At 75.1% G+C, this 26,391-nt stretch carries 29 protein-coding genes, 1 tRNA gene and 1 pseudogene; 16 read left to right on the top strand and 15 right to left on the bottom strand.

Features of this window, described 5'->3' with window-relative positions; translation table 11 throughout:
- Positions 1-36: 36 nt before the first annotated feature.
- A complete protein-coding gene (locus tag KDL28_RS23575) occupies positions 37-1,230 on the bottom strand; it encodes an FHA domain-containing protein (RefSeq protein WP_305882232.1) in 1,194 nt (397 codons plus the stop codon).
- Between the two features lie 132 nt (positions 1,231-1,362).
- Here KDL28_RS23575 and KDL28_RS23570 point away from each other — a divergent pair.
- Positions 1,363-1,448, top strand: a tRNA-Leu gene (locus KDL28_RS23570).
- Positions 1,449-1,472: 24 nt separating this feature from the next.
- On the opposite strand, the gene KDL28_RS23565 is transcribed toward KDL28_RS23570, so the two are convergent.
- Complete coding sequence (locus KDL28_RS23565) at positions 1,473-2,090, bottom strand: nucleoside/nucleotide kinase family protein (RefSeq protein WP_252441662.1); 618 nt, start codon at positions 2,088-2,090, stop codon at positions 1,473-1,475.
- A gap of 131 nt (positions 2,091-2,221) precedes the next feature.
- Positions 2,222-2,476 (bottom strand): DUF2630 family protein, encoded by a 255-nt coding sequence (locus KDL28_RS23560; RefSeq protein WP_252441661.1) that lies wholly within the window; start codon positions 2,474-2,476, stop codon positions 2,222-2,224.
- A 133-nt stretch (positions 2,477-2,609) separates the two neighbouring features.
- Here KDL28_RS23560 and KDL28_RS23555 point away from each other — a divergent pair, with 133 nt between their 5' ends.
- From KDL28_RS23555 to KDL28_RS23545, 3 genes are read left to right on the top strand one after another with little or no spacing between them, the layout of a single operon-like run.
- Positions 2,610-3,362: an IclR family transcriptional regulator gene (locus KDL28_RS23555; protein ID WP_252441660.1), complete on the top strand. Its 753-nt coding sequence runs from the start codon at positions 2,610-2,612 to the stop codon at positions 3,360-3,362.
- Positions 3,363-3,397: 35 nt separating this feature from the next.
- On the top strand, positions 3,398-4,516 hold the full coding sequence (locus KDL28_RS23550; RefSeq protein WP_252441659.1) for a 5-methyltetrahydropteroyltriglutamate--homocysteine S-methyltransferase: 1,119 nt from the start codon (positions 3,398-3,400) through the stop codon (positions 4,514-4,516).
- 8 nt (positions 4,517-4,524) lie between these two features.
- Entirely contained in the window at positions 4,525-5,250 is a 726-nt protein-coding gene (locus KDL28_RS23545; RefSeq protein ID WP_252441658.1) for a class I SAM-dependent methyltransferase, read from the top strand.
- A 78-nt stretch (positions 5,251-5,328) separates the two neighbouring features.
- Here KDL28_RS23545 and KDL28_RS23540 read toward each other — a convergent pair whose 3' ends face one another.
- The 3 genes from KDL28_RS23540 to KDL28_RS23530 are packed head-to-tail and all read right to left on the bottom strand — an operon-like array spanning position 5,329 to position 8,160.
- Positions 5,329-6,027 carry an iron-sulfur cluster assembly protein gene (locus KDL28_RS23540; protein WP_252441657.1) on the bottom strand — a complete coding sequence of 233 codons (699 nt, stop codon included), beginning with the start codon at positions 6,025-6,027 and terminating at the stop codon, positions 5,329-5,331.
- On the bottom strand, positions 6,024-7,088 hold the full coding sequence (locus KDL28_RS23535) for an amidohydrolase family protein (RefSeq protein ID WP_252441656.1): 1,065 nt from the start codon (positions 7,086-7,088) through the stop codon (positions 6,024-6,026). Before KDL28_RS23535 ends, KDL28_RS23540 begins: the two co-directional genes overlap by 4 nt.
- Before the next feature lie 43 nt (positions 7,089-7,131).
- Positions 7,132-8,160 (bottom strand): NAD(P)-dependent alcohol dehydrogenase, encoded by a 1,029-nt coding sequence (locus KDL28_RS23530; protein WP_252441655.1) that lies wholly within the window; start codon positions 8,158-8,160, stop codon positions 7,132-7,134.
- 291 nt (positions 8,161-8,451) lie between these two features.
- Between KDL28_RS23530 and KDL28_RS23525 the strand changes: the two genes are divergently transcribed.
- Both KDL28_RS23525 and KDL28_RS23520 read left to right on the top strand, forming a co-directional pair.
- Entirely contained in the window at positions 8,452-9,123 is a 672-nt protein-coding gene (locus KDL28_RS23525) for an NAD(P)H-binding protein (protein WP_252441654.1), read from the top strand.
- Positions 9,120-10,523: a dihydrolipoyl dehydrogenase family protein gene (locus KDL28_RS23520; RefSeq protein ID WP_252441653.1), complete on the top strand. Its 1,404-nt coding sequence runs from the start codon at positions 9,120-9,122 to the stop codon at positions 10,521-10,523. Before KDL28_RS23525 ends, KDL28_RS23520 begins: the two co-directional genes overlap by 4 nt.
- Positions 10,524-10,528: 5 nt before the next feature.
- Here KDL28_RS23520 and KDL28_RS23515 read toward each other — a convergent pair whose 3' ends face one another.
- The 4 genes from KDL28_RS23515 to KDL28_RS23500 all read right to left on the bottom strand — a co-directional run bounded on the left by KDL28_RS23515 (position 10,529) and on the right by KDL28_RS23500 (position 13,362).
- Complete coding sequence (locus KDL28_RS23515; RefSeq protein WP_252441652.1) at positions 10,529-11,524, bottom strand: CopD family protein; 996 nt, start codon at positions 11,522-11,524, stop codon at positions 10,529-10,531.
- A gap of 7 nt (positions 11,525-11,531) precedes the next feature.
- On the bottom strand, positions 11,532-12,098 hold the full coding sequence (locus KDL28_RS23510) for a copper resistance CopC family protein (protein WP_252441651.1): 567 nt from the start codon (positions 12,096-12,098) through the stop codon (positions 11,532-11,534).
- A 138-nt stretch (positions 12,099-12,236) separates the two neighbouring features.
- On the bottom strand, positions 12,237-12,758 hold the full coding sequence (locus KDL28_RS23505) for a hypothetical protein (protein ID WP_252441650.1): 522 nt from the start codon (positions 12,756-12,758) through the stop codon (positions 12,237-12,239).
- Between the two features lie 82 nt (positions 12,759-12,840).
- On the bottom strand, positions 12,841-13,362 hold the full coding sequence (locus KDL28_RS23500; RefSeq protein WP_252441649.1) for a DUF6474 family protein: 522 nt from the start codon (positions 13,360-13,362) through the stop codon (positions 12,841-12,843).
- 177 nt (positions 13,363-13,539) lie between these two features.
- On the opposite strand from KDL28_RS23500, the gene KDL28_RS23495 reads away from it, so the two are divergent.
- The 7 genes from KDL28_RS23495 (at position 13,540) to KDL28_RS23465 (ending at position 20,793) form a co-directional block, all read left to right on the top strand.
- Positions 13,540-15,228 carry a TM0106 family RecB-like putative nuclease gene (locus KDL28_RS23495; RefSeq protein WP_252441648.1) on the top strand — a complete coding sequence of 563 codons (1,689 nt, stop codon included), beginning with the start codon at positions 13,540-13,542 and terminating at the stop codon, positions 15,226-15,228.
- Between the two features lie 15 nt (positions 15,229-15,243).
- The gene (locus KDL28_RS23490; RefSeq protein ID WP_252441647.1) at positions 15,244-15,651 is read left to right on the top strand and encodes a nitroreductase/quinone reductase family protein; all 408 of its coding nucleotides are present in this window, start codon (positions 15,244-15,246) and stop codon (positions 15,649-15,651) included.
- A gap of 62 nt (positions 15,652-15,713) precedes the next feature.
- The gene (locus tag KDL28_RS23485; protein WP_252441646.1) at positions 15,714-17,516 is read left to right on the top strand and encodes a gamma-glutamyltransferase family protein; all 1,803 of its coding nucleotides are present in this window, start codon (positions 15,714-15,716) and stop codon (positions 17,514-17,516) included.
- Between the two features lie 52 nt (positions 17,517-17,568).
- The gene (gene msrA / locus KDL28_RS23480; RefSeq protein ID WP_252441645.1) at positions 17,569-18,228 is read left to right on the top strand and encodes a peptide-methionine (S)-S-oxide reductase MsrA; all 660 of its coding nucleotides are present in this window, start codon (positions 17,569-17,571) and stop codon (positions 18,226-18,228) included.
- A 107-nt stretch (positions 18,229-18,335) separates the two neighbouring features.
- A complete protein-coding gene (locus KDL28_RS23475; RefSeq protein ID WP_252441644.1) occupies positions 18,336-18,596 on the top strand; it encodes a VWA domain-containing protein in 261 nt (86 codons plus the stop codon).
- Positions 18,597-18,844: 248 nt separating this feature from the next.
- Entirely contained in the window at positions 18,845-19,783 is a 939-nt protein-coding gene (locus KDL28_RS23470) for a cyclase family protein (protein WP_252441643.1), read from the top strand.
- A 182-nt stretch (positions 19,784-19,965) separates the two neighbouring features.
- Positions 19,966-20,793, top strand: coding sequence for an alpha/beta hydrolase family protein (locus KDL28_RS23465; protein ID WP_252441642.1), 828 nt, complete (start codon positions 19,966-19,968; stop codon positions 20,791-20,793).
- Positions 20,794-20,833: 40 nt separating this feature from the next.
- On the opposite strand, the gene KDL28_RS23460 is transcribed toward KDL28_RS23465, so the two are convergent.
- A complete protein-coding gene (locus KDL28_RS23460) occupies positions 20,834-21,475 on the bottom strand; it encodes a TetR/AcrR family transcriptional regulator (protein WP_252441641.1) in 642 nt (213 codons plus the stop codon).
- Positions 21,476-21,653: 178 nt separating this feature from the next.
- Between KDL28_RS23460 and KDL28_RS23455 the strand changes: the two genes are divergently transcribed.
- Together KDL28_RS23455 and KDL28_RS23450 are read left to right on the top strand one after the other, a co-directional pair.
- Positions 21,654-22,733, top strand: coding sequence for a cytochrome P450 (locus KDL28_RS23455; RefSeq protein ID WP_308216049.1), 1,080 nt, complete (start codon positions 21,654-21,656; stop codon positions 22,731-22,733).
- Positions 22,730-23,383, top strand: coding sequence for a class I SAM-dependent methyltransferase (locus KDL28_RS23450; RefSeq protein ID WP_252441639.1), 654 nt, complete (start codon positions 22,730-22,732; stop codon positions 23,381-23,383). The genes KDL28_RS23455 and KDL28_RS23450 overlap by 4 nt, the downstream gene beginning before the upstream one ends.
- 34 nt (positions 23,384-23,417) lie before the next feature.
- Here KDL28_RS23450 and KDL28_RS23445 read toward each other — a convergent pair whose 3' ends face one another.
- From KDL28_RS23445 to KDL28_RS23430, 4 genes and pseudogenes are all read right to left on the bottom strand, one after another.
- Positions 23,418-23,834 carry a RidA family protein gene (locus KDL28_RS23445; RefSeq protein WP_252441638.1) on the bottom strand — a complete coding sequence of 139 codons (417 nt, stop codon included), beginning with the start codon at positions 23,832-23,834 and terminating at the stop codon, positions 23,418-23,420.
- 283 nt (positions 23,835-24,117) lie between these two features.
- A pseudogene (locus KDL28_RS23440) lies at positions 24,118-24,765 on the bottom strand (cation efflux transmembrane domain-containing protein); the annotation flags it as partial.
- A complete protein-coding gene (locus KDL28_RS23435; RefSeq protein ID WP_252441637.1) occupies positions 24,762-25,151 on the bottom strand; it encodes an ArsR/SmtB family transcription factor in 390 nt (129 codons plus the stop codon). The gene KDL28_RS23435 and the pseudogene KDL28_RS23440, both read right to left, overlap by 4 nt.
- Positions 25,152-25,219: 68 nt before the next feature.
- Positions 25,220-25,789 carry a CGNR zinc finger domain-containing protein gene (locus KDL28_RS23430; RefSeq protein ID WP_252441636.1) on the bottom strand — a complete coding sequence of 190 codons (570 nt, stop codon included), beginning with the start codon at positions 25,787-25,789 and terminating at the stop codon, positions 25,220-25,222.
- A gap of 103 nt (positions 25,790-25,892) precedes the next feature.
- On the opposite strand from KDL28_RS23430, the gene KDL28_RS23425 reads away from it, so the two are divergent.
- Positions 25,893-26,378, top strand: a complete 486-nt coding sequence (locus KDL28_RS23425; RefSeq protein WP_252441635.1) for a VOC family protein — start codon at positions 25,893-25,895, stop codon at positions 26,376-26,378.
- The last annotated feature ends 13 nt before the right edge of the window (positions 26,379-26,391 follow it).

The following is a 26,391-nucleotide window of genomic DNA, read 5'->3' as shown; positions in this document are numbered from 1 at the left end:
TCGATCGATCCTCCCCTACCCGCCGCACGCGGATTGTTACCGGGTGCGGAAGACCAGGCTCGAATGGCCCACCCGGATGACGTCACCGTCGTTGAGCTGCCAGGTCTGGACCGGGTTGCCGTTCACCGTGGTGCCGTTGGTGGACCCGAGGTCGTTCAGCGTGGCGGTCCGGCCGTCCCAGTTGATCTCCAGGTGGCGCCGGGAGACACCGGTGTCCGGGAGCCGGAACGACGAGTCCTGGCCGCGGCCGATGACGTGCGTGCCGGGGGTCAGGTCGAACGTGCGGCCCGAGCCGTCGTCCAGGCTCAGCGAGGCCGACCCGTAGCCGCCGTAGCCGCCCTGGTCGTAGCCGGCGTCGTAGCCCTGGTCGTACGGCGCCTGCTGGCCGTAGCCGCCCTGCTGGCCGTAGCCGCCGCCCTGCTGGCCGTAGCCCTGGTCGTAGCCGCCGGGGGCGTAGCCCTGCTGCTGGCCGCCGTAGCCGCCGCCCTGCTGGCCGTAGCCCTGGTCGTAGCCGGGCTGCGGGGGGTAGCCGCCGCCGGGCTGGCCGCCGTAGCCGGGCTGGCCGTAGCCGGGCTGCTGCTGGCCGCCGTAGCCGCCGCCCTGCTGGCCCCCATAGCCGCCCTGCTGCGGGTAACCGCCCTGCTGGCCGTAGCCCTGCTGGTCGTACCCCTGCTGGGCGCCCTGGTCGTACCCCCCTCGCTGGTCGTAGGCGGGCGGGGCGTACGTCTGCTGCCCGTATCCGCCGGGGGCGCCACGGTCGTAGCCGTACTGCCCGTTCTCCTCGGGGTGGCCCGGTTGCTGGCTCATGGGTGCTTCTCCTGCGTCGCGTGCTCGGATGGCGTCCCGGCGGGAGGCGTCGGGGTCCACGGATGAGCGGGTGCGGAACTGTCCCGTGTGCAGCGCATCGGAGCGCTCCAGAAAGACTACGACCTCGCCGTAGGTGTCCCACCCCTGGTCGGCGAGTTGCTCGGCGACCGAGGTGGACAGCGAGTTCACGATCTCCGCCTGGTGGTCGCCCGCCATGCGGGCAAGATCGGTCGGTCCGAGCAGCACGGTGTACCGGTTGGGCGCCAGCAGGCGTCCTCCGGCGAGCTCCTCGATGTGGTCCTCGGCCTCCCTGAGCAGCGCGCCCATCACTTCTTGCGGGACGACGCTGCCACCGAAAACCCGCGCGAAGGCATCGCCCACCATCCCTTGCAGACGGCGCTCGAACCTGTCGACGCGACCCAACGATCTTCCTCCGTTCCCTCGGCGTGTTGCTGACAGCCCCGATCGTATCTGTGCTATCCAGCGCCTTGTCGCCGCCCGACACGGGGCCCCTTCGAGGCCCCTCCGGGCGGCGTGCTAGCTTCTTCCCCGTCAGGGCGAGTGGCGGAATGGCAGACGCGCACGGTTCAGGTCCGTGTGTCCGAAAGGACGTGAGGGTTCAACTCCCTCCTCGCCCACCAGCACCACCTTCTTCTTAGCCTCCTTCACCTCCGCACCGCCGGTCGGTCCGGATGGTCGGCGAGGACCACCAGCTCGGCGATCCCCTCGGGGTCATTCTCCCGCGCGTAGCGCTCGTGCGCCGGAACCGTCCACAACAGTTCGGGTGGCAATCCGCGGCGCAGGGCCGGTCCGCTCATCCGCAGGTGCACCGCCGCGTCCAGCGGCAGCCCGCGCCCCAGCAGCAGGGCCCCGGCCAGCAGCACCACGCCGTCGGCGGGCAGCTGCACGTACCGGTCGCGGTAGGCGCGGTCGGCGGCGGCGTTCCACAGCCGCGGCAGCACCCGCCCCGAGCCGTCCGGGGCGGCCGGTTCGAGCACCTCGCGGCGCAGGCCCGCGACGTCCAGCCAGCCGTCGAGCAGCTCGTCGGGATCCTCGCGGCCGTACTCCAGGCGCACCGACGCCGGGCGCAGGAAGTCGTCCGCGTCCACGACGACTGCGGCCCGGCCACGCGCGGTCAGTGCTTCGGCCGCGCGCCGGGCCAGCTCGACGGGCCCGGTGGGCCGCGGGCCGTCCAGCGCCACGCGCACCCGCTGCGACCTGGCCTCGACCAGCCCGACGACCTCGTCGACGAGCCGCTCGGGGGTGAGCGGGGTGACCTGCATGCCTCGATGCTGGCCCAGCGGGGGTCGATCCGGCCACTCAGGACGGTCCCGGCCCGCCGGTGTGAGAGTGATCATGGCGGGAAGCCGCCGCCGGGAAGGTCGGCGGCGGCCCCCGCGGGGAGCGCCGCCGGCTACTGCTGGTAGCCCTCGACGACGCCCCCCGGGCGCTCCTGGGCCTCGTCCGGGTCGAGGCCGGCCCGGCGCCGGGCGTCGCGCTGGCGCAGCAGGTCCCACAGCCGGTCGAGCTGCACGCCCATGTCGGCCAGCTTGGCCTGCTCGTCGTCGGAGAGCGGGGTGCCGACGTGCGCGCGCTCCAGCCGGTGCTCCTCGGCCACCAGTTCGTCGATGCGCCGGTGCAGTGCGGCGTCGTCCGTCGGCTCGCTCATCACCCGACCTCGCAGAGCTCGGCCGGCGCTTCGCGCAAGCGCTGTGCTGATGATCCGCTCGCAAGCTCGCTCATCGAATATCCCGTTCGGTAGGTGGGTGCGGAGGTGACCGTTGTACCCAACACTGGCAGGCGTGGCAGCAGCGTCGTCGGTCACCCGCGCGTTGCGGATCATGGAGGCGGTGGCCGCCGCGGGCGACGGGATCACCCCGAAGGCGATCGCCCGCAGGCTCGGCTGCCCCCTGCCCACGGTCTACCGCGCGCTGGGCACGCTGGTCGAGCAGGGCTACCTGGTGCGGTTGCACGAGGTGCGCGGCTACGGCCTGGGCTACCGGGTGGCCGAGCTGCAGCACAGCCTGGCCGAGCAGGTGCGCCCGCCGGCCGCCGTCCGCACGGTGCTGCACGAGGTGCACCTGGAGCTGGGCGCGGCCGCCTACCTGGTCGCCCGCCGCGACGCCGACGTCGTGGTGGCGCACGTCGACGACTGCCCCGAGCACCCGCTGGCCCCCGGCCTGCGGGCGGGCGAGCCGACGGCCCCGCACGCCACCGCGGCCGGCAAGGCGGTGCTGTCCGGGCTGCGCGGGCCCCGGCTGACCGAGCTGCTGGGCCGCGTCGGGCTGCCCGCGCTCGCCCCGCACACCGTCGCCGACCGCCGCGGGCTCGACCGGGAGCTGCGCCGGGTGCGCGCCGAAGGGGTCGCCGTCGAGGTCGAGGAGTACGCGGCAGGCGTGGCCGGGCTGGCGGTGCCGGTGCTCGGGCCCGACGGCGAGGTCGTGGCCGGGCTGGGCGTCTCGGTCAGCCGGGCCGACTTCGCCGCCCGCCGGTGGGAGCTCGAACGGGGGGTGCGCCGCGCCGGGTCCCGGGTCGCGGCCCTGCCCGTCGGGTGAGCGTCCCTCCGGCGGGGGGCACTAGGTTCGAGGGCATGTCTGGACGCACCGCGGCGCCGTTCCGCGCCGACCACGTCGGCAGCCTGTTGCGACCCCCGGCCCTGCTGGCCGCCCGGGAGCGGTTCGCCGCTGGCGAGCTCGACGCCGACGGGCTGCGCGCCGCGGAGGACTCGGCGATCACCGAGGCCGTGGCCATGCAGGAGGAGGTCGGGCTGCAGGCGGCCACCGACGGCGAGTTCCGCCGCACGTCGTGGCACATGGACTTCATCTACCGGCTGGGCGGGGTCGCCAAGACCGACGAGCAGATCCGGGTGCGGATGGTGAACGCCCAGGGCGAGGGCGCGTTCACCTCGGCCGGGCTGGCGATCCGGGAGAAGGTCCGGCTGGACGAGCCGATCTTCGCCGACGACTTCCGCTACCTGCGGTCCGCGGTCACGACGGCGGTGCCGAAGCTGACCATCCCCTCGCCCAGCATGGTCCACTACCGCGGCGGCACCGCGGCCATCGACCGCGCCGTCTACCCCGACGTCGAGGAGTTCTGGTCCGACTTGTCGGCCGCTTACGCCGACGAGGTCCGCGCGCTGGGCGAGCTGGGCTGCCGCTACCTGCAGCTCGACGACACCTCGCTGGCCTACCTCAACGACCCCGCGCAGCGCGCCGAGATGGCCGCCCGCGGCGAGGACGCCGACCACCAGCACCTGCGCTACATCAAGCAGATCAACGCCGCGATCGCCGACCGCCCGGCCGACATGAAGGTCACCACCCACATGTGCCGGGGCAACTTCCGGTCCTCGTGGGCGGCCGAGGGCGGCTACGACTTCGTGGCCGAGGCGCTGTTCGGCGAGCTGGCCGTGGACGGCTTCTTCTGCGAGTTCGACGACGAGCGCTCCGGCGGGTTCGCCCCGCTGCGGTTCGTGCCGCCGGGCAAGCAGGTGGTGCTCGGGCTGGTCACCACCAAGCGCGGCGAGCTGGAGGACGCCGACGCGCTCAAGCGCCGCATCGACGAGGCCGCCAAGTACGTCCCGCTCGACCAGCTGTGCCTGTCGCCGCAGTGCGGCTTCTCCTCCACGGTGGAGGGCAACGAGCTGACCTACGACGACCAGGTCGCCAAGCTGCGGCTGATCGTGCGGGTCGCGCAGGACGTCTGGGGCTGAGCGGCGTCGTGGCGCAGGACGGGCCGCGGGGCTGGGCGGCGCCGCTGCACGCGCTGGCCCTCGACCGGGCCGGCGTCGGCCCGGGCACCCGGCTGCTCGACCTGGGCTGCGGCAGCGGTGAGTTCGCCGCCGCGGCCGCCGAGCGGGGCGCGGTGGTCACCGGCATCGACGCCGATCCCGCCGCGGTCGCGGCCGCGGCGGCGCGGGTCCCCGGGGGCGAGTTCCGCGTCGGCGACGCGCACGAGCCCCCGCCCGGCCCGTTCGACGTGGTCGCCGCGGTGCAGCTGCTGATGCACGCGGCCGACCCGGTCTCGATCCTGCGGCGCTCGGCGGCGGTCGCGCCGATCGTGGTGATCACGCTGTGGGGCCGGGAGTCGGAGTGCGACCTGCGTGCGTTCGGCGAGGCGCTGGCGCAGTGGCTGCCGCCGCGCCCGCCGCCGCGGCGCGACCCGCTGCCGATCACCGAGCCGGGCCGGATCAGCCGGCTGGTCGACCTCGCCGGCCTGCACCCGATCACCACCGAGGACGTGGACGTCCCGTTCCACTACCCGGACGCCGACGCGCTGGTGGGCCCGGTCCTGGCGGCGGGCATCGGCACGGTCGCGGCCCGGGTGGCCGGCCCGGCCGCCGTCCGCGAGGCGCTCCTGCGGCGCTGCGCCGAGTACCGCACCCCGGACGGCGGCTACCGACTGGTCAACCGATTCCACCTGCTCACCGCCCGCCCGCGCCCCTGACCCCACCGTCGAGAACGAAGTCGTTGTCGGTTGGACCGGTCCAAGACGGCAACGACTTCGTTCTCGACGGAGCCCGGGTCAGGCGTAGCGGGTCTTGAGCAGGCTCTTGCAGTACTCCCCGTTGGTCTCGATCCCGACCCGCTGCAACCGCGCCCGGCGCAGGTGCAGCGGGATGCTCCCGACCGGGACCGGACTGCCGTCGTCGGTGATCAGCAGCGGGGCGTCGTCGCCGCTGGGCAGCCCGAGGGCGGCCCGGCGACGGCGCAGCCGGTCGAGCTCCGGCGAGGGCGGCACCGCCCCCAGCGTGGTCGCCGCGAGGTCCTCCGGGGTGGCGCCCCGGTCGACCAGCGGCCGGGCCACGCCGTCCTGCCCGGCCAACGCGGCCTTCGTCAGGAACTTGGCGCGCAGCTCGTCCAGCTCGGCCACGGCCTCCGCGCCGAACGTGGCGACGAACCCGGACTGCGCGGCCACCCCGCCGTTGATCTCGTCGGCGGCGTGGTGGTCGGCCAGCGTCACCTCCGCGCGCGCCACCCCCGGGACCGCCGACACCGCGTCGTGCGCGTCGGCGACCATCAGGAACGAGAAGTTCGGCGCGCAGAAGAACGTCGGCAGCCGCAGCCGCACGGTCGCCACCCCGTCCGGGGAGACCGACCACGACTCGACGAAGTCGAGGTCGGTGATCGGCTCGTCCAGCTCGGGGTCGAGCACCGTGCCGAGCGCGGCCCAGACGAGGTCCTGCACGTGCGTCGGGGCCGGCGCGTGCGCCGGCGCGGTCACGCCTGGGCCCCGGCGGTGTCGCGCACCAGCTCCTCACCGGGCTGCATCGACTCGTCGGCCGTGGTGGGCAGCTGCAGCTCGGCGGGCACCGGGATGTCGTAGAGCTTCGCCGCGTTCAGCCCGAGGATCTTCTTCTTGGTGGCCGTCGTGAGCTTGGCGTAGTCGGTGAACGCCTCGTCGTCGGGCATCTGCCAGTCGACGAAGCCCTCGATCTGCCACTTCGGCACCCAGATGTTGTAGTCGCCGCCGAAGAGCATCTTGTCCTCGCCGACCCAGAACATCAGCTCGCCGATCACCTTGGCGAAGAACTTCGGCCGGGCGTGCATCAGGCCGCCGATCACCACCGAGAGCCCGGCGTAGACGTTGGGCTCCTGCACCGCCATGAAGCAGAAGTCCTCGATGCGGGGCAGCCCGACGTGCTCGACGACGAAGTTCAGGTCGGGGAAGTCGGTGGCCGCGTGGTCGACGTCGGAGACGTCGAAGGCGTCCTTGTCCAGCGGCCAGATGGTCGGGCCCTTGTGCACGTGGACGTTCTTGATGCCCAGCTCCTGGGCGCGGGCCAGGAACCGGTAGGCCTCGGGGTCGGAGAGCTTGTAGCCGCGCGAGCCGTTGTTCCACTCCGCGGTGTAGAGCTTGACGCCCTTGCAGTTGTACTTGGCGATGTCCTCCTCGAGCTGCTTGAGCCCGGCGTCGCCGTCGCGCGGGTCGAACCGGCCGTTGACGATCAGCCGGTCGCCCCACTTGTCCAGGAGCTGCGCGTTCTGGTCGATCGTGTTGAAGCCCTCGGTGTACCACTCCTTGAGGTACGTCGACTGGAAGATCGCGTGGTCGACGTGGCCCTCGACGAACATGTCGCGCTCGAAGTCCTCGGGGCTGACCTTGAGGTACTTCTCGTAGTCCCAGTGGGTCTCGGGCGGGCCGAGCTGGTGGTAGCCGTAGAAGCAGTCGATCCAGCCCTTCGCGTACTGCTCCTGGCCGGGCTTCCAGTTCTCCCGGCTGGCGTCCCAGAAGTGGCTGTGCGAATCGACGATGAAGTACTTCTCGCCGTCCTTCTCGTACATGTGGTGGTCCTCTCGCGTCAGTGCGGGATATGTCGGAAGGAGGTCAGGGCACGAGGATCGCCCGGCCGCGCACGCGGCCCGCGTCGAGGTCGTGCAGGGCGTCGAGCGCCGCGTCGAGGGGGTACTGCTTGGTGTGCAGCGTGACCTTCCCGGCCTGGGCGAGCACCATCAGCTCGGCGAGGTCGTTGTAGGTGCCGACGATGTTGCCGATGACGTTCTTCTCGCCGCCGACGAAGTCCAGCGTCGGGATCCGCAGCTCGCCGCCGTAGCCGATGACGTACTGCGACCCGGCGGGCGCGGTCATCTGCCAGGCGTCGTTCTCGGCGCCCTGCTCGGCGACGAAGTCGAACACCACGTTCGCGCCCAGGCCGCCGGTCAGCTCCTTGACCGCGTCGATGTGCGTGCCGTCGGCCAGCACGGTCTCGTCGGCGCCGATCTGCTTGGCCAGGGCCAGCGCGTCGGGGTTGCGGTCGACCACGACGATCCGGGTGGCGGTGAGCGCGGCCAGCGCCTGGATGCCGATGTGGCCGAGGCCGCCCGCGCCCTGCACGACGGCGGTGGTGCCGGGGTACAGGTCGGGCACGGCCTTGCGCACCGCGTGGTAGGCGGTGATGCCGGCGTCGGCGAGCGCGGCGACGTCGGCCGGGTTGGTGTCGGGGTTGAGCTTCACGCACGCCCTGGCGGTGGTGCGCAGGTACTCGGCCATGCCGCCGTCGTTGTCGGACAGGCCGGGGAAGAACGCGTTCTCGCACTGCATGTCGCGCCCGGCCCGACAGGCCAGGCACAGCCCGCAGCTGGGCTGCGGGTGCAGGATCACCGTGTCGCCCACGGCGACGTTGGTGACCCCGTCGCCGACGGCGTGCACCCAGCCGGCGTTCTCGTGGCCGATGACGTAGGGCAGCTCGGGGTTCTGGGCCGCGGCCCACTGGCCCTCGAGGATGTGCAGATCGGTGCGGCAGACCCCGGCGCCGCCGATCTTGACGATCACGTCCAGCGGGCCCTGCAGGGTCGGTTCGGGGATGTCGTCGATCTTCGGATCGGAGTGGTAAGCGTGCACCCGCACGGCCTTCACGGTCCACCTCCAGGGTGTCCTCGACTGCCTCCGATTGCAGACCGGGGCCCGCTGCCCGACAACCGCCGCCATTCCGGCTGGTGAGAAAACGGACACGTCTGGACCGGTGACGGCGAGGTGACCTGCGGCGATGCCGGAGTGCCTCGGCGGGTGCGGATGCCGAAGAGGCGCCCACCATCGGGGTAGCCCCGGCCCGTGCGGTGGCCGACGCCGTCCTCGGTGCCCGCGCCGCCGCCTCCCGGTCAGGTGACCGGTGGGCGCCGCGCCGCCTCCACCACTACGGTCGGGCCGATGCGGGTCGTGATCGCCGGAGGGCACGGGAAGATCGGGTTGCGGTTGGCCGCGCTGCTGGCCGCCCGCGGGGACGTCGCGGTGGGGGTGGTGCGCAACCCCGAGCACCGGGCCGACCTGGAGAGCGCGGGCGCGACCCCGGTCGTGCTCGACCTCGAGTCGGCCTCGGCCGTCGAGCTGGCCGACCACCTGCGCGACGCCGACGCCGTGGTGTTCGCCGCGGGCGCCGGGCCGGGCAGCGGGGCGCAGCGCAAGGACACCGTCGACCGGGCCGCCGCGGTGCTGCTCGCCGACGCCGCCCACCTGGCGGGGGTGCGCCGCTACCTGCTGGTCTCCTCGACGGGGGTGGACGATCCCCCCGCCGAGGGCACCGACGAGGTGTGGGCGGCCTACCTGCGCGCGAAGAAGGCGGCCGAGGACGCGATCGCGGCCACCGACCTGCAGTGGACGATCCTGCGGCCCGGTCGCCTGACCGACGACCCGGGGACCAACTCCGTGCTCCTGCGGCCGCCGCCGCTCGACGCCGGCGGGGTCGCCGCGACCGTCACCCGCGACGACACCGCCGCCGTGCTGGTCGCCCTGCTCGACACCCCGGGCACCGCCGGGAAGGTGCTCGAGCTGCGCGAGGGCACCGCCGACGTGCTCGAGGCGACGACGGCGGTGGCGCGGTGACCGTCCCCACGGAGTTCGACGTCATCGTCATCGGTGGTGGCCCGGTCGGCGAGAACGCCGCCGACTACGCCGTGCGCGCCGGGCTGTCCGCGGCGATCGTGGAGTCCGAGCTGCTCGGCGGCGAGTGCTCGTACTGGGCGTGCATGCCGTCCAAGGCGCTGCTGCGCACCGGGCACGCCGCGGCCGCGCTGCGCAGGCTGCCCGGCACGACCGCCGAGTTCGACCCCCGGGCCGTGCTGGCCCGCCGCGACGCCATCACCCACGACTGGGACGACGCCGGCCAGGTCGAGTGGGCCGAGGGCGCCGGGATGGCGGTGGTGCGCGGGCACGGCCGGATCTCCGGCGAGCGCACGGTCACCGTCGACGGGCCGGATCCGATCACCCTGACCGCCCGGCACGCCGTGGTGGTGAGCACCGGCAGCGTCGCGGTCACGCCGCCGGTCCCGGGCCTGGACACCGTGCGCACCTGGACGTCCCGCGACGCCACCTCGGCCAAGGAGGTCCCGCCCCGGCTCGGCGTGCTCGGCGGCGGGGTCGTCGGCTGCGAGATGGCCCAGGCGTTCCAGCGGCTCGGCTCGCAGGTGGTGCTGGTGCAGCGCGGTCCGCGGCTGCTGGCCGGCGCCGAGCCGTTCGCCGGCGAGATGGTGGCCGCCGCGCTGCGCCAGGAGGGCGTCGACGTGCGGCTCGACACCGGGCTCGACGGCGTCGCGGCCGAGGGCGACGCCATCGCGCTGCGGCTGGGCGCCGAGACGGTCGTCGTCGACGAGCTGCTCGTCGCCACCGGCCGCAGGCCCGCCTCCGCCGACGTCGGCGTGGACGCCGTCGGGCTGGAGCCCGGCGGGGCGCTCGCGGTCGACGACTCCGGGCTGGTCGAGGGCGTCGACGGGCAGTGGCTCTACGCCGCGGGAGACGTCACCGGCCGGGCCCCGCTGACCCACCAGGGCAAGTACGCCGCCCGGATCGCCGGCGGCGCGATCGCCGCCCGCGCGGCCGGGAGGCCGGTCGACACCTCGCCGTGGGGCGAGCACTCGGCCACCGCCGACCACGTCGCCGTCACCCAGGTCGTCTTCACCGACCCCGAGGTGGCCTGGGTCGGGCGCACCGCGGCCGCGGCCCGGGAGGCCGGGATCGACGTGCGGGTGGTCGAGCTGCCGATCGCCGTCGCCGGCTCGTCGCTGCACGCCGACGGCTACGAGGGTCGGGCGAGCATGGTCGTCGACGAGGCCCGCGGGGTTCTCGTCGGAGTGACGTTCGTCGGCCAGGACGTGGCCGAGATGCTGCACTCGGCGACGATCGCGGTGGTCGGCGAGGTGCCGCTGCCCCGGCTCTGGCACGCCGTGCCCGCCTACCCGACGATCAGCGAGGTGTGGCTGCGGCTGCTGGAGGCCTACCGGTCCTGAGGTCGTCAGCCGGTCTGGGTGAGCGCGGCGGCGACGCCCATGGTCAGCGCCATCAGCGCCACCTCCAGGCCGGCCCAGCGCAGCACCGGGCGCCTGCCGGCGCGCAGCCGGCGCCGGGCCAGCCCGCCCAGCCCGGCCAGCAGCCCCAGCAGCGCGACCTTGGCCAGCACCAGCTGGCCGTAGCCGGTGCCGACGAGCGCCGCCCAGCCCTCCAGCCGGGTGGCCGCGTTGACGACCCCGGTCGCCGCCACGGCGAGCACGCAGCCGCCGGCCAGCGCGGAGAACCGGGGGAGCACGGCGTCGAGCAGCGCCCGGTGCCTGGCGACCAGCACCAGGATCGCGCCCAGCCCGCCGACCCACAGCGACGCCGCGGCCACGTGCAGCGCGGCCGAGATCACCGCCAGCTGGTGGTCGGGGGCGGAGCCGGTGTGCCCGGTCAGCGCGGGCATCAGCGCGCCGAGCAGCGCGGCGATCATCGGGACGCGCACCTGCACGGCGTCGCGGCGGCGCAGCCGGGCGATCCCGCAGCCGAGCACGACCGCAACGCAGCCCGCCGTCAGCAGCATCCCGCGCCCGGCCGAGAGCCGGGTGGCCCAGGCGCCGACGTCGGCCGCGGACAGCTGCCCCACGGTGCGGCCCACCGCGTTCGCCGCGCGGAACGCGATGCCGGTCAGCACCAGCACCAGCCACCCGCCTGCCACGACCACCACGGCCCGGTCGGCGGTGTCCTGCACGCGGACGAGGTCGCGCAGCGCGGAGCCCGGGAGGGTGCCTGCGCCCAGCGGCAGCAGCACGCCCAGCAGGGTGAGCCCGACGCAGGCGACCGCGGCGGCGTCCAGGCCCGCCCGGGTGACCACCGTCGCGACCTGCACGGCCGCGTCGGGGTCCGCCGCGGGCGGGCCGCCCAGCGCACCCGCCAGCACCGCGGCGCCGACCACGAGCCCGACCCAGCCGGCCACCGCGACGCGGTGGCCCGCCGGGCCCGTGGCCGGTCGGGTCATCGCGGTCTCAGCCGCTGCGGCCGAGGCGCAGCGCCGCCACGACCCCGCCGCCGACCAGCACCACCGCGCCGACGATCCACGGCCACACGGGGGACCCGCCGTCGTCGGGCTGGGCCGCCGCGGCGGACGGGGGAGTGGGCGCCGGTGCGGGCGCGGCGGCCGACGCGCTCGGGGCCGCGGCGGCCGGGCTCGGCGTGGCCGCCGCGGTGAGGGTGAACGCCACGCTGCCGGTCACCGGGTGCCCGTCGTCGGAGACGACCCGGTAGCCGATCTCGTAGCGCCCGGCCGGGCCGAGCGGCAGCACCGCGGTGCTCACCACGCCGTCGGCCGAGGTGACGGTGCCGGTCTGGTAGTTGGTCCCGTCCGGGCCGACCACCGTGACCTGCGAGAACTCCGCGGGGACCGACTCGTTGAAGGTCAGCGACACCCGCTGGGGCGCCGCGTCGACGCTGGACCCGTCGGCGGGGTCGCTGCTCTCCAGCCGGGTGTGGGCGAAGGCGGGGGCGGTCCCGAGCAGCAGGGCCAACCCGCACAGCAGGGTCACCGCCGCCGTGCGCAGCAGCTGCCGGGTCATGCGCCCGCTCCCGTCTTCTCGGTGCCGTTGCGGGGGGGGGCGGCGGCGGTCCGCGGGGTGGCGGCGCCCCGCGGGCGCCGCGGGGGTGATGCGGACATGCGGGATCTCCGGGTGCGGTTGTGCTGGTGAAGGGGACCTTCAGCAGCGCACCGGAGGGCCCCGCCGCGCGTGCGTGGCGGAGAGGACGCGGCGGACGGCCGCGGGGACGTCGGTGCCCGGGACGACCAGCACCGCGAGCGGCCGGTCGGCGGGCGCGGCCGGCGGCCGGCGCGGCACCACCCGCCCCAGCGCGGCGGCGACGGCCGCCATCCCGCGGTCGGCGAACCGCAGCGCGGCCGCCGTCAGCGCCGTGACCAGGGCGTGGGTGAGCACCATCGACGGGTCGTCCGGCGCGGCGTGGTGGGAGTGCGCGGTGCTCAGCAGCTCGTGCAGCAGCAGCTGGCCGCCGCCGAGCACCACCAGCGTGCCGACGGTGCCGCGGCAGCGGTCGGCCAGCGCGACGACCGGCCAGGCCAGCGCGGGCAGCAGCACCGCGAGCGGGGCCAGGTCGGGCAGGGCACCGCCGCCCGCCAGGTGCCCGACGGCGGTCAGCAGGGCGCTGAGGCCGACCAGCAGACCGCCACGGAACCGGCGCGCGCCGGGGTCCGTGGAGCCGTTCATGGGCCTCGACGGTAGTCGAAGCCGCTGATCGGGCCCCCGGGCCCGCGCCGCGCTGCGGCGGGCGGCCGGATCGGTGGGGTCGTCAGCCGATGACGCCGAGCCGGGTCAGCAGCTCGACCTCGACGCGGTCGAGCTCCCCGCCGATCGCGCGGTAGGCGGTGCGGCGGCGGGGGGTGGGCATCTGCCCGGCGGCGCGCACGGCGATGGCCAGGTCGGCGAGCCGGGGCCGGACCTGCGCGACGAAGGCGCGGTCGTCCTCGGTGCCGCGGCTCCCGGTGCCGGTCTCCAGCTCCTGCAGGGCCTCGGCGATCCGGGACAGCCGGGCGTGCAGCGCCCCGCCCGGCCCGGTGTACTGCGACAGCTGGCCGGGCTCCACGCCCAGCCTGCCCGCCCGGTAGGCGTCCCACCGCGACCGCGCCACCCCCGCGGCGGCCAGCGCGTAGGGCGCCAGCAGCGGCGCGACGGCCTTGCTCACCCCGATCATCCGCTTGGCCCGGGCGGCGGTGAACGGCTTGCGCGCGGCCCGCGCGGCCTCCGCCACCGTCTCCGCCGTGCCCGACCCGGAGCCGTCCGCCGACCCGGCGGCCCGCCGCCGCAGCGCCATCCCGTGCACCCCCTCGTCCCCGTTCCACCTCGTCGGACCGGGCTCCGGCGCAGCCTAGTGACACCGCGCGGCCGACGTCCGGTGGAACGCGGCCGGCGCCCGATCGTGATCCACCCGACGCACGCGGGCGTGCGGCTGCGGCGAGGGCTGTCGGTACCGGTCACTACCCTCGGGGGCATGACGGCGATCGAGAACCGGCCGCAGGCCGGGCCCCGCGCGCGGGGCATCGTGCTCGATGCCGTCGCCACCACCCTCTGCCGGCGCCGCGTCCACCTCGATCACGACCCGACGGCCGCCGCCGCCCCGCGCGCCCTGCCCGACCCGGCCATCGAGCAGCGCCGCGCCGACGCCGCCGAGCACCGCGAGCGCATCGGCGAGGTGCTCGCGGCCACGGCCGGCCCGTCGTGGCGGCGGGTGCCCCCCGGCCCGGCCGCCGAGCGCCGCGAGGCCACGGCGGCCGCGGTCGCCGAGGGCGCCGAGTTCGTCTGGGGCGCCGTCCTGCCCGACGCCGACGGCCGCCGCGGTGGCGCCGAGCTGCTCGTCCGCCTGCCGGAGGGCGGCTACGTGCCCTTCCTCGTCGTCCGCCACCGCATCACCGACCCGGGCGACGCGGCGGTCACCTCCCCGCTCACCGACCCGCGCCCCGGGGCGGCCCGGCCCGACCCGCGGCGCAAGGTCCGCTCCCAGCCGCGCGACCTGCTGCGCCTGGCCCACCTCAACCGCATGCTGCGGGCGGCGGGCTGGGCCCCGCCGCCCGGGGCCCGCCACGCCGACGTCGGCGGTGTCGTCGGCCTCGACGCCGACGTCGTCGTCTGGCACGACCTGCGCGCCGGGCACTGGCCGGGCGACCGCTCCACCCTCGCCGAGTACGACGCCCGCTTCGCCGACCGCACCGCCGTCGCCGAGGCCGCCGCCGACCAGCGCCCCGCGCTGGCCCTCCCGTCCCGGGTGATGGAGTGCCGCCGCTGTCCCTGGTGGCCCACCTGCGCGGGCGAGCTGGAGCGCGCGGGCGACGTCAGCCTGGTCGTGCGCGGTGAGGCGGCGGTCGCGCTGCGCGAGGTCGGCGTGCGCACGGTCGCCGAGCTGGCCGCGTGCGACCCGGCCGTCGAGCCCGTCCCGCTGGCCGGTCCGCCATTCGCCGACGTGGTCGCGTTGGCCAGGGCGTGGCTGCGGGGGCTGTCGGTCGTGCGCCGGGTGCCGTCGGTGCCGGTGCTGCGCGCCGACGTCGAGGTCGACATCGACATGGAGAGCTTCGGCGAGTCCGGCGCCTACCTGTGGGGCGTGCACCTCGCCTACTCCGGTGGTCGCCTCCCCGGCGACGAGGAGGAGGGCTACCGCGCCTTCGCCACCTGGGTCCCCGTCCCCGACTCCGACGAGGCCCGCTCGTTCGCCGAGTTCTGGGCCTGGCTGTCGGGGGTGCGCGCCGCCGCGGCCGCGAGCGGGCGCACGTTCGCCGCCTACTGCTACAACGAGCAGGCCGAGAACCGCTGGCTGCTGGCCTCGGCCCGGCGCTTCGCCGGGCGCCAGGGCATCCCGCCGGTGTCCGAGGTCGAGGAGTTCATCGCCCACCCCGGCTGGGTCGACATGTACGCCGTGGTCGACCAGTGGTTCCTGTGCGCGCACGGCAAGGGCCTCAAGCGCGTCGCCCCGGTCGCCGGCTTCAGCTGGCGCGACCCGGAGGCCGGCGGGGAGAACTCGATGCGCTGGTACCGCGACGCCGTCGGGATGGACGGCGAGCCGCCGGACGCCGACCAGCGCCGCCGCCTCCTCGAGTACAACGCCGACGACGTCGCGGCCACCCGCGCCCTGCGCGAGTGGATGACCTCACCCGCGGTCGAGCAGGTCCCGCTCGCCGCCGACCTGTAGCTCCCGGGAGGCCCGATGGACATCCGGTCGATCAACCGCGCGGTGATCGAGCAGTTCCGCGCCGGCGGTGAGGTCGAGGGCATGCACCGCGACCGCCTGCTGCTGCTCACCACCACCGGTCGCCGCTCGGGCGAGCCGCGCACGAGCCCGATGATGTTCCACCCCGACGGCGAGCGCCTGCTGGTCATCGCCTCCGACATGGGCGCCGCCACCCACCCCGCCTGGTACCTCAACCTGGCCGCCGATCCGCACGTGGTCGTGGAGGTCGGGCGGGAGAGGTACCCGGCCCTGGCCGAGGTGCTCTCGGGCGCCGAACGCGACCGCGTCTGGAGCGAGATCACGCAGGCCCACCCGTTCTTCGTCGACCACGAGGCGAAGGCGGGAGACCGGGAGATCCCGGTGGTGGCCCTCACCCGCGCCTGACCTCTGCCGCGTCGTCACGGCCAGGACCTGAATTCGGCGCCCGGATCGGCGAGGATCGGGGCATGACCACCGGAGGCGGGGCCCCGACCACGCACGAGCGCCGCGGCGTCCACGGCGCCGCGTCCAGCACCCACTACCTGGGCACCGCCACCGCGATGTCGGTGCTCGCCCGGGGCGGCAACGCGTTCGACGCCGCGGTGGCGGCCGGGTTCGTGCTGCAGGTCGTGGAGCCGCACCTGTGCGGGCCCGGCGGGGAGGTGCCCGCCGTCTTCGTCACCGCGGCCGACCCGAACCCCCGCGTGCTGTGCGGGCAGGGGGTCGCGCCCGCGGCGGCCACCGTCTCCCGGCTCCGCGACGAGCTCGGCCTGCCGATCGTCCCGGGCACCGGCCTGCTGGCCGCCACCGTCCCCGGCGCCTGGGACGGCTGGCTCACGCTGCTGCGCGACCACGGCACGTGGGAGCTGGCCGACGTCCTCGAACCCGCGCTCGGGTACGCCGCGGGCGGGTTCCCGCTGGTGCCGCGGGTCCCGCCGACGATCGCCGCGGTCGCCGAGCACTTCCGCGCCCACTGGCCGTCCTCCGCGGCGACCTGGCTGCCCGACGGCGCCGTGCCGACGAGCACCCACCGGTTGCCGGCGCTCGCCGCGACCTGGCAGCGGCTGCTGGACGAGGCGGCGAAGGCCGGCGGCGACCGCGAGCACCGCATCGACGCCGCCCGCGACGCCTGGTACCGGGGGTTCGTCGCGGAGGAGGTCGAGCGGTTCTGCCGCACGCCGGCGCGCGACGAGTCCGGCCGCGACCACGCCGGTCTGCTCACCGCCGACGACATGGCGGCCTGGTCGGCGACCTACGAGGAGCCGCTGCTGGTCGACGTGGGCGGCGGCTGGTCGCTGGCCAAGCCGGGGGCCTGGTCGCAGGGCCCGGTGCTGGCCCAGATCCTGCGGCTGCTCCGCGACACCGACGTCGTCTACGCCGACGGCGTCGCCACCGCCGACACGGTGCACGTGGCGGCCGAGGCGGCCAAGCTCGCCTTCGCCGACCGCGAGGCCTGGTACGGCGACAGCGCCCCCGTGCCGCTGGCCGCGCTGGTGTCCGCGGAGTACGCGGCCGCCCGGCGCGCCCTGATCGGCGACCGGGCCTCCCTGGAGCTGCGCCCGGGCTCCCCGGACGGCCTGACCCCCCGGCTGGCCGACTACGCCGCCCGCCCCGGGCAGGCCCGCGGCGACGGCGTGACCAGCCTCGGCCTGGGTGAGCCCACCGTCAGCCGCACCGGCGCCGTCCGGGGCGACACGGTGCACGTCGACGTGGTCGACGCGGCGGGCAACATGGTGTCGGCGACCCCGTCGGGCGGCTGGTTGCAGTCGTCGCCGACGATCCCGGCGCTGGGCTTCTGCCTGGGCACGCGCGCGCAGATGTTCTGGCTGGAGGAGGGCCTGCCCTCGTCGCTGGTGCCGGGCAGGCGCCCGCGGACGACGCTCAGCCCGTCGCTGGGGCTGCGCGACGGCGAACCGCGGATCGCGTTCGGCACCCCCGGCGGCGACCAGCAGGACCAGTGGCAGCTGTGCTTCTGGCTGGCGCACACCGTCGCCGGCCTCGACCTGCAGGCCGCCATCGACGCACCGGCCTGGCACTCCGTCGCGTTCCCGTCGTCGTTCGCCCCGCGCGGCTGGGAGCCCGGCGGCCTCGTCGCGGAGTCCCGGCTCGGCGAGCCCACCCTCGACGCGCTGCGCCGCCGCGGCCACTCGGTGGTCGACGCCGGGCCGTGGGCGCTGGGCAGGCTGTGCGCGGTCGGTCGCGGCGACGGCCCCCTGCTGCGCGCCGCCGCCGACACCCGCAGCGGCGTGGGCGCCGCCGCCGCCCGCTGACCGTCGGCGTTCGGAAAGGTCCCGCCCCTGGCCGCGCACGTAACCTCGGGGGATGGGTCTCTTCGGGCGCGACACGTCGCAGATGGTCACCGCGGAGCGGGCCCTACCGGGGCGCTCCGCCCCGCTCCCGGTGCCCGCCGAGCACCACGTGAACGGCCACCGGCTGAGCCCGCCGTTCCCGGAGGGCCTGCGCACGGCGGTGTTCGGGATGGGCTGCTTCTGGGGCGCCGAGCGCCTGTTCTGGCAGACCCCGGGCGTGTACTCCACGGCGGTCGGCTACGCGGGCGGATTCACCGAGAACCCCACCTACGAGGAGACCTGCACCGGCCTGACCGGCCACGCCGAGGTCGTGCTCGTCGTCTTCGACCCGACCGTCGTCGGCTACGACCGGCTGCTGAAGGTCTTCTGGGAGAACCACGACCCGACCCAGGGCATGCGCCAGGGCAACGACCGCGGCACCCAGTACCGCAGCGCCCTCTACCACGTCGACGACGCCCAGCGCGAGGCCGCCGAGTCCTCCGCCAAGACCTACGGCGACGCACTGCGCACCGCCGGCCGCGGTGCCGTCACCACCGAGATCGCCCCGTTGGGGCGGTTCTACTACGCCGAGGACTACCACCAGCAGTACCTCGCGCGCAATGGCAACGGGTACTGCGGGCTGGACGGGACGGGTGTGCCGTGTCCCGTCGGCTCGCCGGCCGAGCTCGACTGATGGGGTGCGTCATCGGCGCGTTCAGCCGGCCCAGGTGACGATCAGCAGGTCCACCCGCTGCTGATCGTCGAGGATCAGATAGGTGACCGACCCGGAGCCGCGGTGGCGTGCGCCGCAACCGCGAGATCGAGCAGGAGCTGCGGGCCGCCGCGGCCGAGCCGGTCTTCTGGCAGTTCGTCGGCCTGGGCACGGCGAAGTTCGGGGTGCTGGAGCGCTTCGACACGCTGCCCGGGCGCACCGTGGACAACGTCGGGTTCTTCGCCGTGCCCGACATCGAGGCGGTGCCCGACGCCGAGCTCTACGACCGGCTGCTGGCCGAGTTCCCGCGCTGGGCCACCGCCGCCCGGGAGCTGGGGATCCTGCCGTGACGGCCCGGCAGCTCGGGCCGCGCTATCGACCACCTGCGACGCGCGGACTCCGGCGAACCGGATGTGGCGATGATCCGAACGACGCCGTGCGGCACCATCAATGCCGTGATCAGCCTGAGCAAGGCCGGGCAGCCCGCTGTCGGTGGAGATGCGCAGGCCCATGTCGGGCAGGTTGGTGCGCCACACCACGACGGCGGCACCTGCCCGACCGGTACGGGAGGGGGCCAGGGATGACAACGGAGCGGCCGATGCCCACGGGCGACGACGTGCTGGGGTACTTCGACACGCTGTCGAACTGGGGGCGGTGGGGCGACGACGACGAGCTCGGCACGCTGAACCACATCACCGACGACGTCCGGCTGGCGGCGTCGCGGGCCGTGCGCCACGGCCGGAGCGTGTCCTGCGCGTGGGAGATCGCCGTGCCGGGGGAGATGGAGCGGTCGACGACGACGTGCCCGTGCGCCGCCGACATGCCGGGCGCCGAGGACATGCCGCTGCCCGGGTTCCGCGACGATCGGCACTGGGGCTTCTCGTCCGAGCGGCTCGGCATCACGTTCCACGGCAACACCGTCACCCACGTCGACTCGCCGTGCCACATCTTCTGGGACGGCACGATGTACAACGGGCGGCCGCACTCGCTGGTCGACCCCGCGACGGGATCGGCGTGGGCGGCCGTCACGGCGGCGGCGAACGGGATCACCACCCGCGGTGTCCTGCTGGACGTCGCGGCGGTCCGCGACGTGCCGTGGCTGGAACCGGGGCAGGGTGTCTTCCCCGAGGACCTCGAGGAGGCCCAGCGTCGCCAGGGTGTCCGGGTGCGCTCCGGCGACGCGGTGCTCCTGCGGACCGGTCGTGGTCGCGCCCGGCACGATGCCGGTGCGGCGCAGGGCTTCACGCAGGCGGGCTGGCACGCGTCCTGCCTGCCGTGGCTGCACGACCGGGAGGTCGCGCTGATCGGTGCCGACACCCCCCAGGACGTCCAACCGTCGGGGTACCGGGACGTGTTGATGCCGGTCCACGCCGTGGGCCTCGTCGCGATGGGTCTGTGGCTGCTCGACAACTGCGACCTCGAGCTGTGCGCGACGACGGCCGCCGAGCTCGGCCAGTGGGACTTCCACCTCGCGGTCGCGCCGGTCCGCTTCGCCGGCACCTCCGGGAGCCCGGTCAACCCGATCGCGACGTTCTGAGGCGTCCAGCGGGCCAGGTGGTGATCGGCGGGTCCACCCGTCGCTGATCGTCGAGCATCCCCGGCTCCAGGGCACGGCCCGATCGAATCCGGGCAGCCGCGATGCGGTTCGGCTGTCGGCGAACGTTTCGCCGTCAGGGGAAGCCGACCGCAGCTCCTCGGGAGCCGCCTACGGTTCCGAGCATGTCCGCGCCACACCCGAAGACGATCACCGGCACCGCGGCCGGAGTGCCGTTCACGGCGCTTCCGCCCACCGCGACCAGCGGACCCACGCCATTGATCGTCACCTGGCACATGCTGGACGCGCCGCGGACGGACGCGGCGTTCGCGGCCGCGTTGCCGATGGCCGGCGTCCCCGCCTGGCGGGTGCACCTGGGCATGCCGATGTGTGGCGCCCGCATGGTCGACGGTCGCCCGGACGCCGCGTTCGAGCTCGCCCGTGAAGACGCGGTGACGGCTTTCCTGGCGGCGTTCACCCACCAGGCCGCGACCGAGTTCCCGGCGGCGCTGGCCGCTCTGCGCGACCAGTTGCCGGTCGATCACCAGCCGGTCAGCCTCCTGGGCGCCTCGCTCGGCGGTGCGGTGGCGCTCCAGGTGCTGGCCGCCTCCGAGATCCCGATCAGGGCGGTCGCGCTGGTTAACCCGGCGGTGCGGATACGTTCGGTCGTCCCGCTCGTCGAGGGCTTGGCCGGGCACCCGTACCGGTGGACCGCGGAGTCCCACCGCATCGCCGACGACCTGGACTTCGTCGCCCGGGCCGCGGACCTCGCGGAGGTGCCGCCGCTGCTGCTCGTCAGCGGGGAGCGCGACCACCCGGCCCTGCGCGCCGACGCCGCCGCACTCGTCGAGGTGCTCCGTCGACGCTCCGACCAGGTCCAACTGGTCGACGTGCCGAACCTGGCACATCCCCTGGCCGATGAACCCGGCCTGCAGCCCGCTCCGCAGCTGCCCGCGGCGAAGGCGGTCGACGACATCGCCACCGACTGGTTCCGCCGCCTGCTGACGAGCTGATCGGCAGGGGTGGCGCCGAGGTCGGGTCCCGCGGCCGCGCTCACGCGGGGAGGTCGTCGGAGTCGCTCGTGCGGAGCGGTGCGGGGCTCGCCGCGGCCGCGATGACTCCGTGGATGGCCTGGCTGATGCGCGCCGGGGCGTGCTCGGGGTCGGGCCGGCCGGCGTCGAGCCAGGTGATGACCGACTCGGTGGCGAGGGTGGGGATCAGTCGTGCGGCCCAGTCGAGCCACGGCCCGTCGGGGAGGTGGCGGGCGAGGTTGCGGCGGGCGATGTCGACCGAGAGCGCGGCGAGCCCGTCGGTGAGGTCGCGGAACTCCGGTTCCCGGGAGGCGTGCCGGAACACCAGGCGGAAGCCGTCGGGGTCGGCCGCGGCCGCGGCGACGAGGGCGGGGATGGCGTCGTCGTCGAAGTCGTCGGCGCCGACCCGGGCGTCCACGCGCCGGCATGCCCGTTCCAGCACGGCGCGGTACAGGTCGGCCTTGGAGTCGAAGTGCCGGTAGAGCAGGTCGCGGGTCACGCCGGCCTCGCGGGCGACGTCGTCGAGGCCGGTCGCGGTGAACCCGCCGCGGGCGAATGCGCGGGTGGCGGACCCGAGGATCTGCTCGCGGCGCTCCGCGCGGCGCAGCCGGCGGACCCGTGGTGGCACGTCCGACGGGTCGCCACCGGTGGTCTGAGCGTTCATCGCCCCCCTCTTGTCGACCCGGGAGCCTACCTCTAGCTTGTAGACTCCGATGTATAGTAACGCGAGTCGAATAGGGGTCGGTATGACGACCACAGTCCAGTTGCCGTTCGAGCAACCGGGTCCGTTGCAGGTGGCGCCCCTGCTCCGGCGACTGCAGTCGCAGCGTCCGATCCACCGGGTGCGCACGGCCGTCGGGGACGACGCGTGGCTCGTGACGGGCTACGCCGAGGTCCGCCGCCTGCTCGACGACGAGCGGCTGGGCCGCTCCCACCCGGACCCGGGCTCCGCGGCCCGGGCGGGGGAATCGGCGCTGTTCGGCGGCCCGCTGGGGGACTTCGCCACGGAGCGGGCCGACCACGCCCGCATGCGCTCGCTGCTGCGGCCGCACTTCTCCCCGCGGCGGATGCGCGACCTGCGCGCCCGGGTGGAGGAGCTGACCGAACGGCTGCTGGACGAGCTGGCCGAGCAGGGGCCATCGGCCGATCTGGTCGCGGCGCTCGCGCTGCCGCTGCCGATCGCGGTGATCTGCGAGTTGCTCGGGGTGCCGTTCGGGGACCGGACGCGGTTCCGGGCGTGGACGCAGGCCGCGGCCGACGTGCGCGACCGCGGGCGCTCCGAGCGGGGCCTGGCCGAGCTGTTCGGGTACGGCCTGGAGCTGGTGGCGCGCAAGCGCCGCGACCCGGCCGACGACGTGCTCTCCCGGCTCGTGGCGACCGAGGGGGTCGAGGACGCGGAGGCGGCGGGGCTGGGGATGGCGCTGCTGTTCGCCGGCCACGAGACCACCGTCGTCGCGATCGGCCTCGGGGCGACCGCGTTGTTGAGCGATCCCGCGCAGTGGCGGGCGCTGCACGAGGACCCGCAGCGGGTGGCGCCGGTGGTGGAGGAGGTGCTGCGCACCCAGAGCGTCGGGGGCAACGGCGTCCCCCGCTACGCCCGCACCGACCTCGACATCGCCGGCACGACCGTTCGGGCGGGGGAGCTGGTGCTGCTCGACATCGGTGCGGCCAACCACGACGCGGAGGTGTTCGCCGACCCGGATCGGTTCGACGCCACCCGCCGGGCGGCGGCGCACGTGGCGTTCGGCCACGGCGAGCGCTACTGCCTGGGCGCGCCACTGGCCCGCATCGAGCTGCAGGTGGTGCTCGGCGGGCTGGCCGCCCGATTCCCGACGATGCGCCTGGCGGTCGGGCTCGACGAGCTGCGGATCCACACCGGTGCGCTGACCGGTGGCCTGGTCGAGCTGCCGGTGACGTGGTGAGCAGCGGACCCGGGGTGCGGCACGAGCTGTTCGCCCGGCTGTACCCGCGGCTGGCGCGGGCCATGGACCGGGGTGGCCTGGTCGAGCACCGGCAGCGGTTGCTGGCCGGGCTGCGCGGGCAGGTCGTGGAAGTGGGTGCGGGGCCCGGCGGGACCTTCCCGCACTACCCGGCGACCGTCGCGGAGGTCCTGGCGGTCGAGCCGGAGCCGCGGCTGCGCGAGATCGCCCGACGGGCCGCGGCGGCAGCGCCGGCGCGGGTCGAGGTCGTCGACGGGACGGCCGAACGGCTGCCGCTGCCCGACGCGAGCACGGACGCTGTGGTGTTCTGCCTGGTGCTGTGCTCGGTGGCGGACCCGGTCGCCGCGCTCACCGAGGCCCGTCGGGTGCTGCGCCCGGGCGGCGAGCTGCGGGTGTTGGAGCACGTCCGCGCCGACGGGCACCCGCGCCTGGTCCGCGTGCAGCGCTGGATGGACGCGACGGTGTGGCCGCGGATCGCCGGCGGCTGCCACGTCGGGCGCGACACCACCGCGGTGGTCCGACGGGCCGGGTTCACGCTCGACCGGGTCGAGCGGTTCCGGTTCCCGGACGCCGCGACCCCGTTCTCCAGCCACGTCCTCGCCGTGGCGGTGCCCGCAACCGAACCCGGGTGAGGCGGCGCACCGACAGGTACCGGCCCCGTGGAAGTCAGGGGCGCCGGAACCGCTCGGGGGGCACCACGGCGATCGGGACCAGCTCGACGAGGAGCTCCGGGACGACCAGTCCGGCGGCCTGGACGAGGATGCTCGCGGGCGCGGTGCCCTCGGTGAAGTACCGCGAGCGGACGCGCTGGATGGCCGGCAGGTCGGTCCGGTCCAGGAAGTAGATGGTCATCGACACGATGTCGTCCAGCACCCCGCCGACCTCGTCGAGGATCCGGCGGACGTTGTCGACGGCCTGCTCCATCTGCGCTTCCGCGTCGCCGACGCCGACGACCCGGCCGTTCGCGTCCCACCCGACCTGCCCCGTCAGGTGCACGACGTGGCCGGGCCCCTGGATCACGCCCTGGGAGAAGGCCCGCCCGTTCGGCTGCCAGACGTCCTGCGGGTTGTAACCGTGCGCCATACCCGCACACTTGCAGTCACCGGTCCCGAGGAGAAGGGCGCGGTGGGGGGAACGGGGGATCTGTCGGGAACCCCCGACGCCGCTGGCGTCGATCCGGTGGCGTCGTGCGGCTCCGCTCTCCCGCCGGTGCGCAGCACGGCGCCGTGCAGCCGCTCGCGCACCCGCAGCGTCCGTCCGCTCCCTCGACCTTGGTCGGGTCGTCGTCGGTGAGCGCCAGGCGCCGGTCGTCCGCTCGGCGGTCGCCACCGTGGCCGGGCGCGGGAGCGGTGAGGTGGACGGGGGCGCAGCAGGTGTCGCCGCGCAGCGCGTTGCTGCCTTCGCGGACGGCGAGCGCGGCCAGGACCAGACCGGCGACGGGATCGGCCCACCACCAGCCGACGGCGGCGTTGAGGACCAGGCCGACGAGCACGGCGATCGAGAGGTAGGTGCACAGCAGGGTCTGCCGGGAGTCGGCGACCGCGCTGGCCGAGCCGAGCTCGCGCCCGGTGCGTCGCTGGACCAGCGAGAGCACCGGCATCACGGCCACGCTGACCGCGACCAGCACGATCCCGACCGGGGAGTGGTCCGGCCCGCCGTCGGGGCCGAGCCCGAGGTCCAGGCCGAGGCCGAGGGCGAGCAGGGTGCGCGCGGACTCGACGGTGACGTAGGCGGCGAGGGCGAAGAACGACCAGGCGATGATCCGCAGCGCGGTGCGCTCGCGGTGGGCGATGCGGTCGGGGGTGCGGGCGGCGAACTGCCAGGCGACCGCGGCCGCGGAGCTCACCTCGATGACGGAGTCCAGGCCGAACCCGATCAGTGCGATCGAGCCGGCGATGGTGCCGGCGACCAGCGCGACGACGGCCTCGATGACGTTGTAGGTGATGGTGGCCGCGACCAGCAGCCGCACCCGCCGCCGCAGCACCGCCTGCCGATCCCCGGCCACGGCGGTCACGGTGCCGCCACCTCGGCGGGCTCCCCGGCGACGGGCGCGGTGGTGGCCTGGTCGGGGCCCCCGTACACCGGGCACAGGGCGACCGCGTCGCCGGTCTCGACCAGCAGCAGCTCCGCGCTGCGCAGCAGGTCGATCAGCTCCGGGCGGGCCAGGAAGTAGTAGGACTGGCGACCCTCGCTGCGGTAGTCCACCAGCCGGCAGTCCCGCAGGCAGGCCAGGTGCTTGGACACGGTGGACTGGGCCAGGCCCAGCAGCCGCGTCAGGTCGACGACCCGGGCCTCGCCGCGGGCCAGCCGCGAGACGATCGCCAGCCGGGTCGCGTCCCCGAGCGATCGGAAGAGCGCGACGGCGGGAGCGGTGTCGGCCGGGCAGCAATCCATCGCCATGCGGCGATGTTAGTCAGTCGTAGCGATGGAATGGAACGGGTCGTCCCGCCGGTGCTCGACGCTCCCGCTCAGCCCGTCGCCTCGCCCTTCTTGGTCCGGGCGTAGTGGCGGGCGGCCTTGGCCCGGTTGCCGCAGCCGGCCATCGAGCACCAGCGGCGGTCGCCGCGCTTGCTGGTGTCGTAGAAGTGCAGGACGCAGCCCGGGCCTGCGCAGTGGCGCACCCGCGCTGCGTCGCGGGACAGCAGTCGCAGGTAGTCCTCCGCGGCGGCCCACCCCGGGAGGGTGGCGGGGTCGTCGACGGCGATCGTGGTCGCCGGGCCGTCCGGGCGGAGCGAGCGCCGCAGCGCTCCGCCGGCGAGCACCGCGTTGAGCGCGGCGGCGGCTCGGGGGGAGTCGGGGTCGGCGACGTGCGCGGCGATCGCGTCGCGGGCGGCGAGCAGGGCCTCGCGCACCGCGGGCGTGGCCGGCACCCGGTCGTCGAACCCGTGCTCGGCCAGCCACAGCGACAGCCCGGACCGCTCCGCGAGCAGGTCGTGCCGGCCGCCGGAGTCGACCCACACGGTGTTCAGCAGGTCCAGCCCCAGCGGTTCGCCGCGCAGGGGGCGTGGGTCGCGCGTGTCGTCGCCGTTCCGGTCCACGGACCGAGTCTAACCGGCTCGGCCCTCTTGACAGGTGGTGCGCTAACTGGCTAAATCTTTTCACTGGTTAGAATCAATGGGCTGGGTGGCAGGAGGAAGCGGGATGACGACGACGGCAGCACCGACCGTGACGCGGGTCGGCCACGTGGGGGTCAACGTCACCGACCTGGACCGGTCGGTGCGGTTCTACGAGCGGGTCCTGGGCCTGCGGGTCGTGGCGCACAGCGCCGCGGACGCCGAACCGGGGCGGAGGTGGGCCTTCCTCGGCCGCGACGGGCGGCCGGTCGTGACGCTGTGGCAGCAGGCGCGGGACCGCTTCGCGTCCGACCGGCCGGGGCTGCACCACCTCGCGTTCCAGGTGGAGACCATGGCCGAGGTCGAGGCGGTGCAGGAGGTGCTGCGCGGCGCGGCGGCGGAGTTCGGTGCCGAGCTGGTGCATGACGGCGTGGTCGCGCACGGCGAGGGCGTCGGGTCGGGCGGGGTCTTCTTCACCGACCCCGACGGCACCCGGCTGGAGGTGTACGCCCCCAGCGGGGCCGAGGCGGCGCCCGCCCCCACCGCCGGCGCGCCCACCTGCGGGTTCTTCTGACGGACCGGCCACC

This window comes from Pseudonocardia humida, from assembly GCF_023898865.1.
Taxonomy (GTDB): Bacteria; Actinomycetota; Actinomycetes; order Mycobacteriales; family Pseudonocardiaceae; genus Pseudonocardia; species Pseudonocardia humida.
The sequence above is the reverse complement of the archived record's forward strand: the minus strand, read 5'-3'. Positions and strand labels throughout refer to the sequence as shown.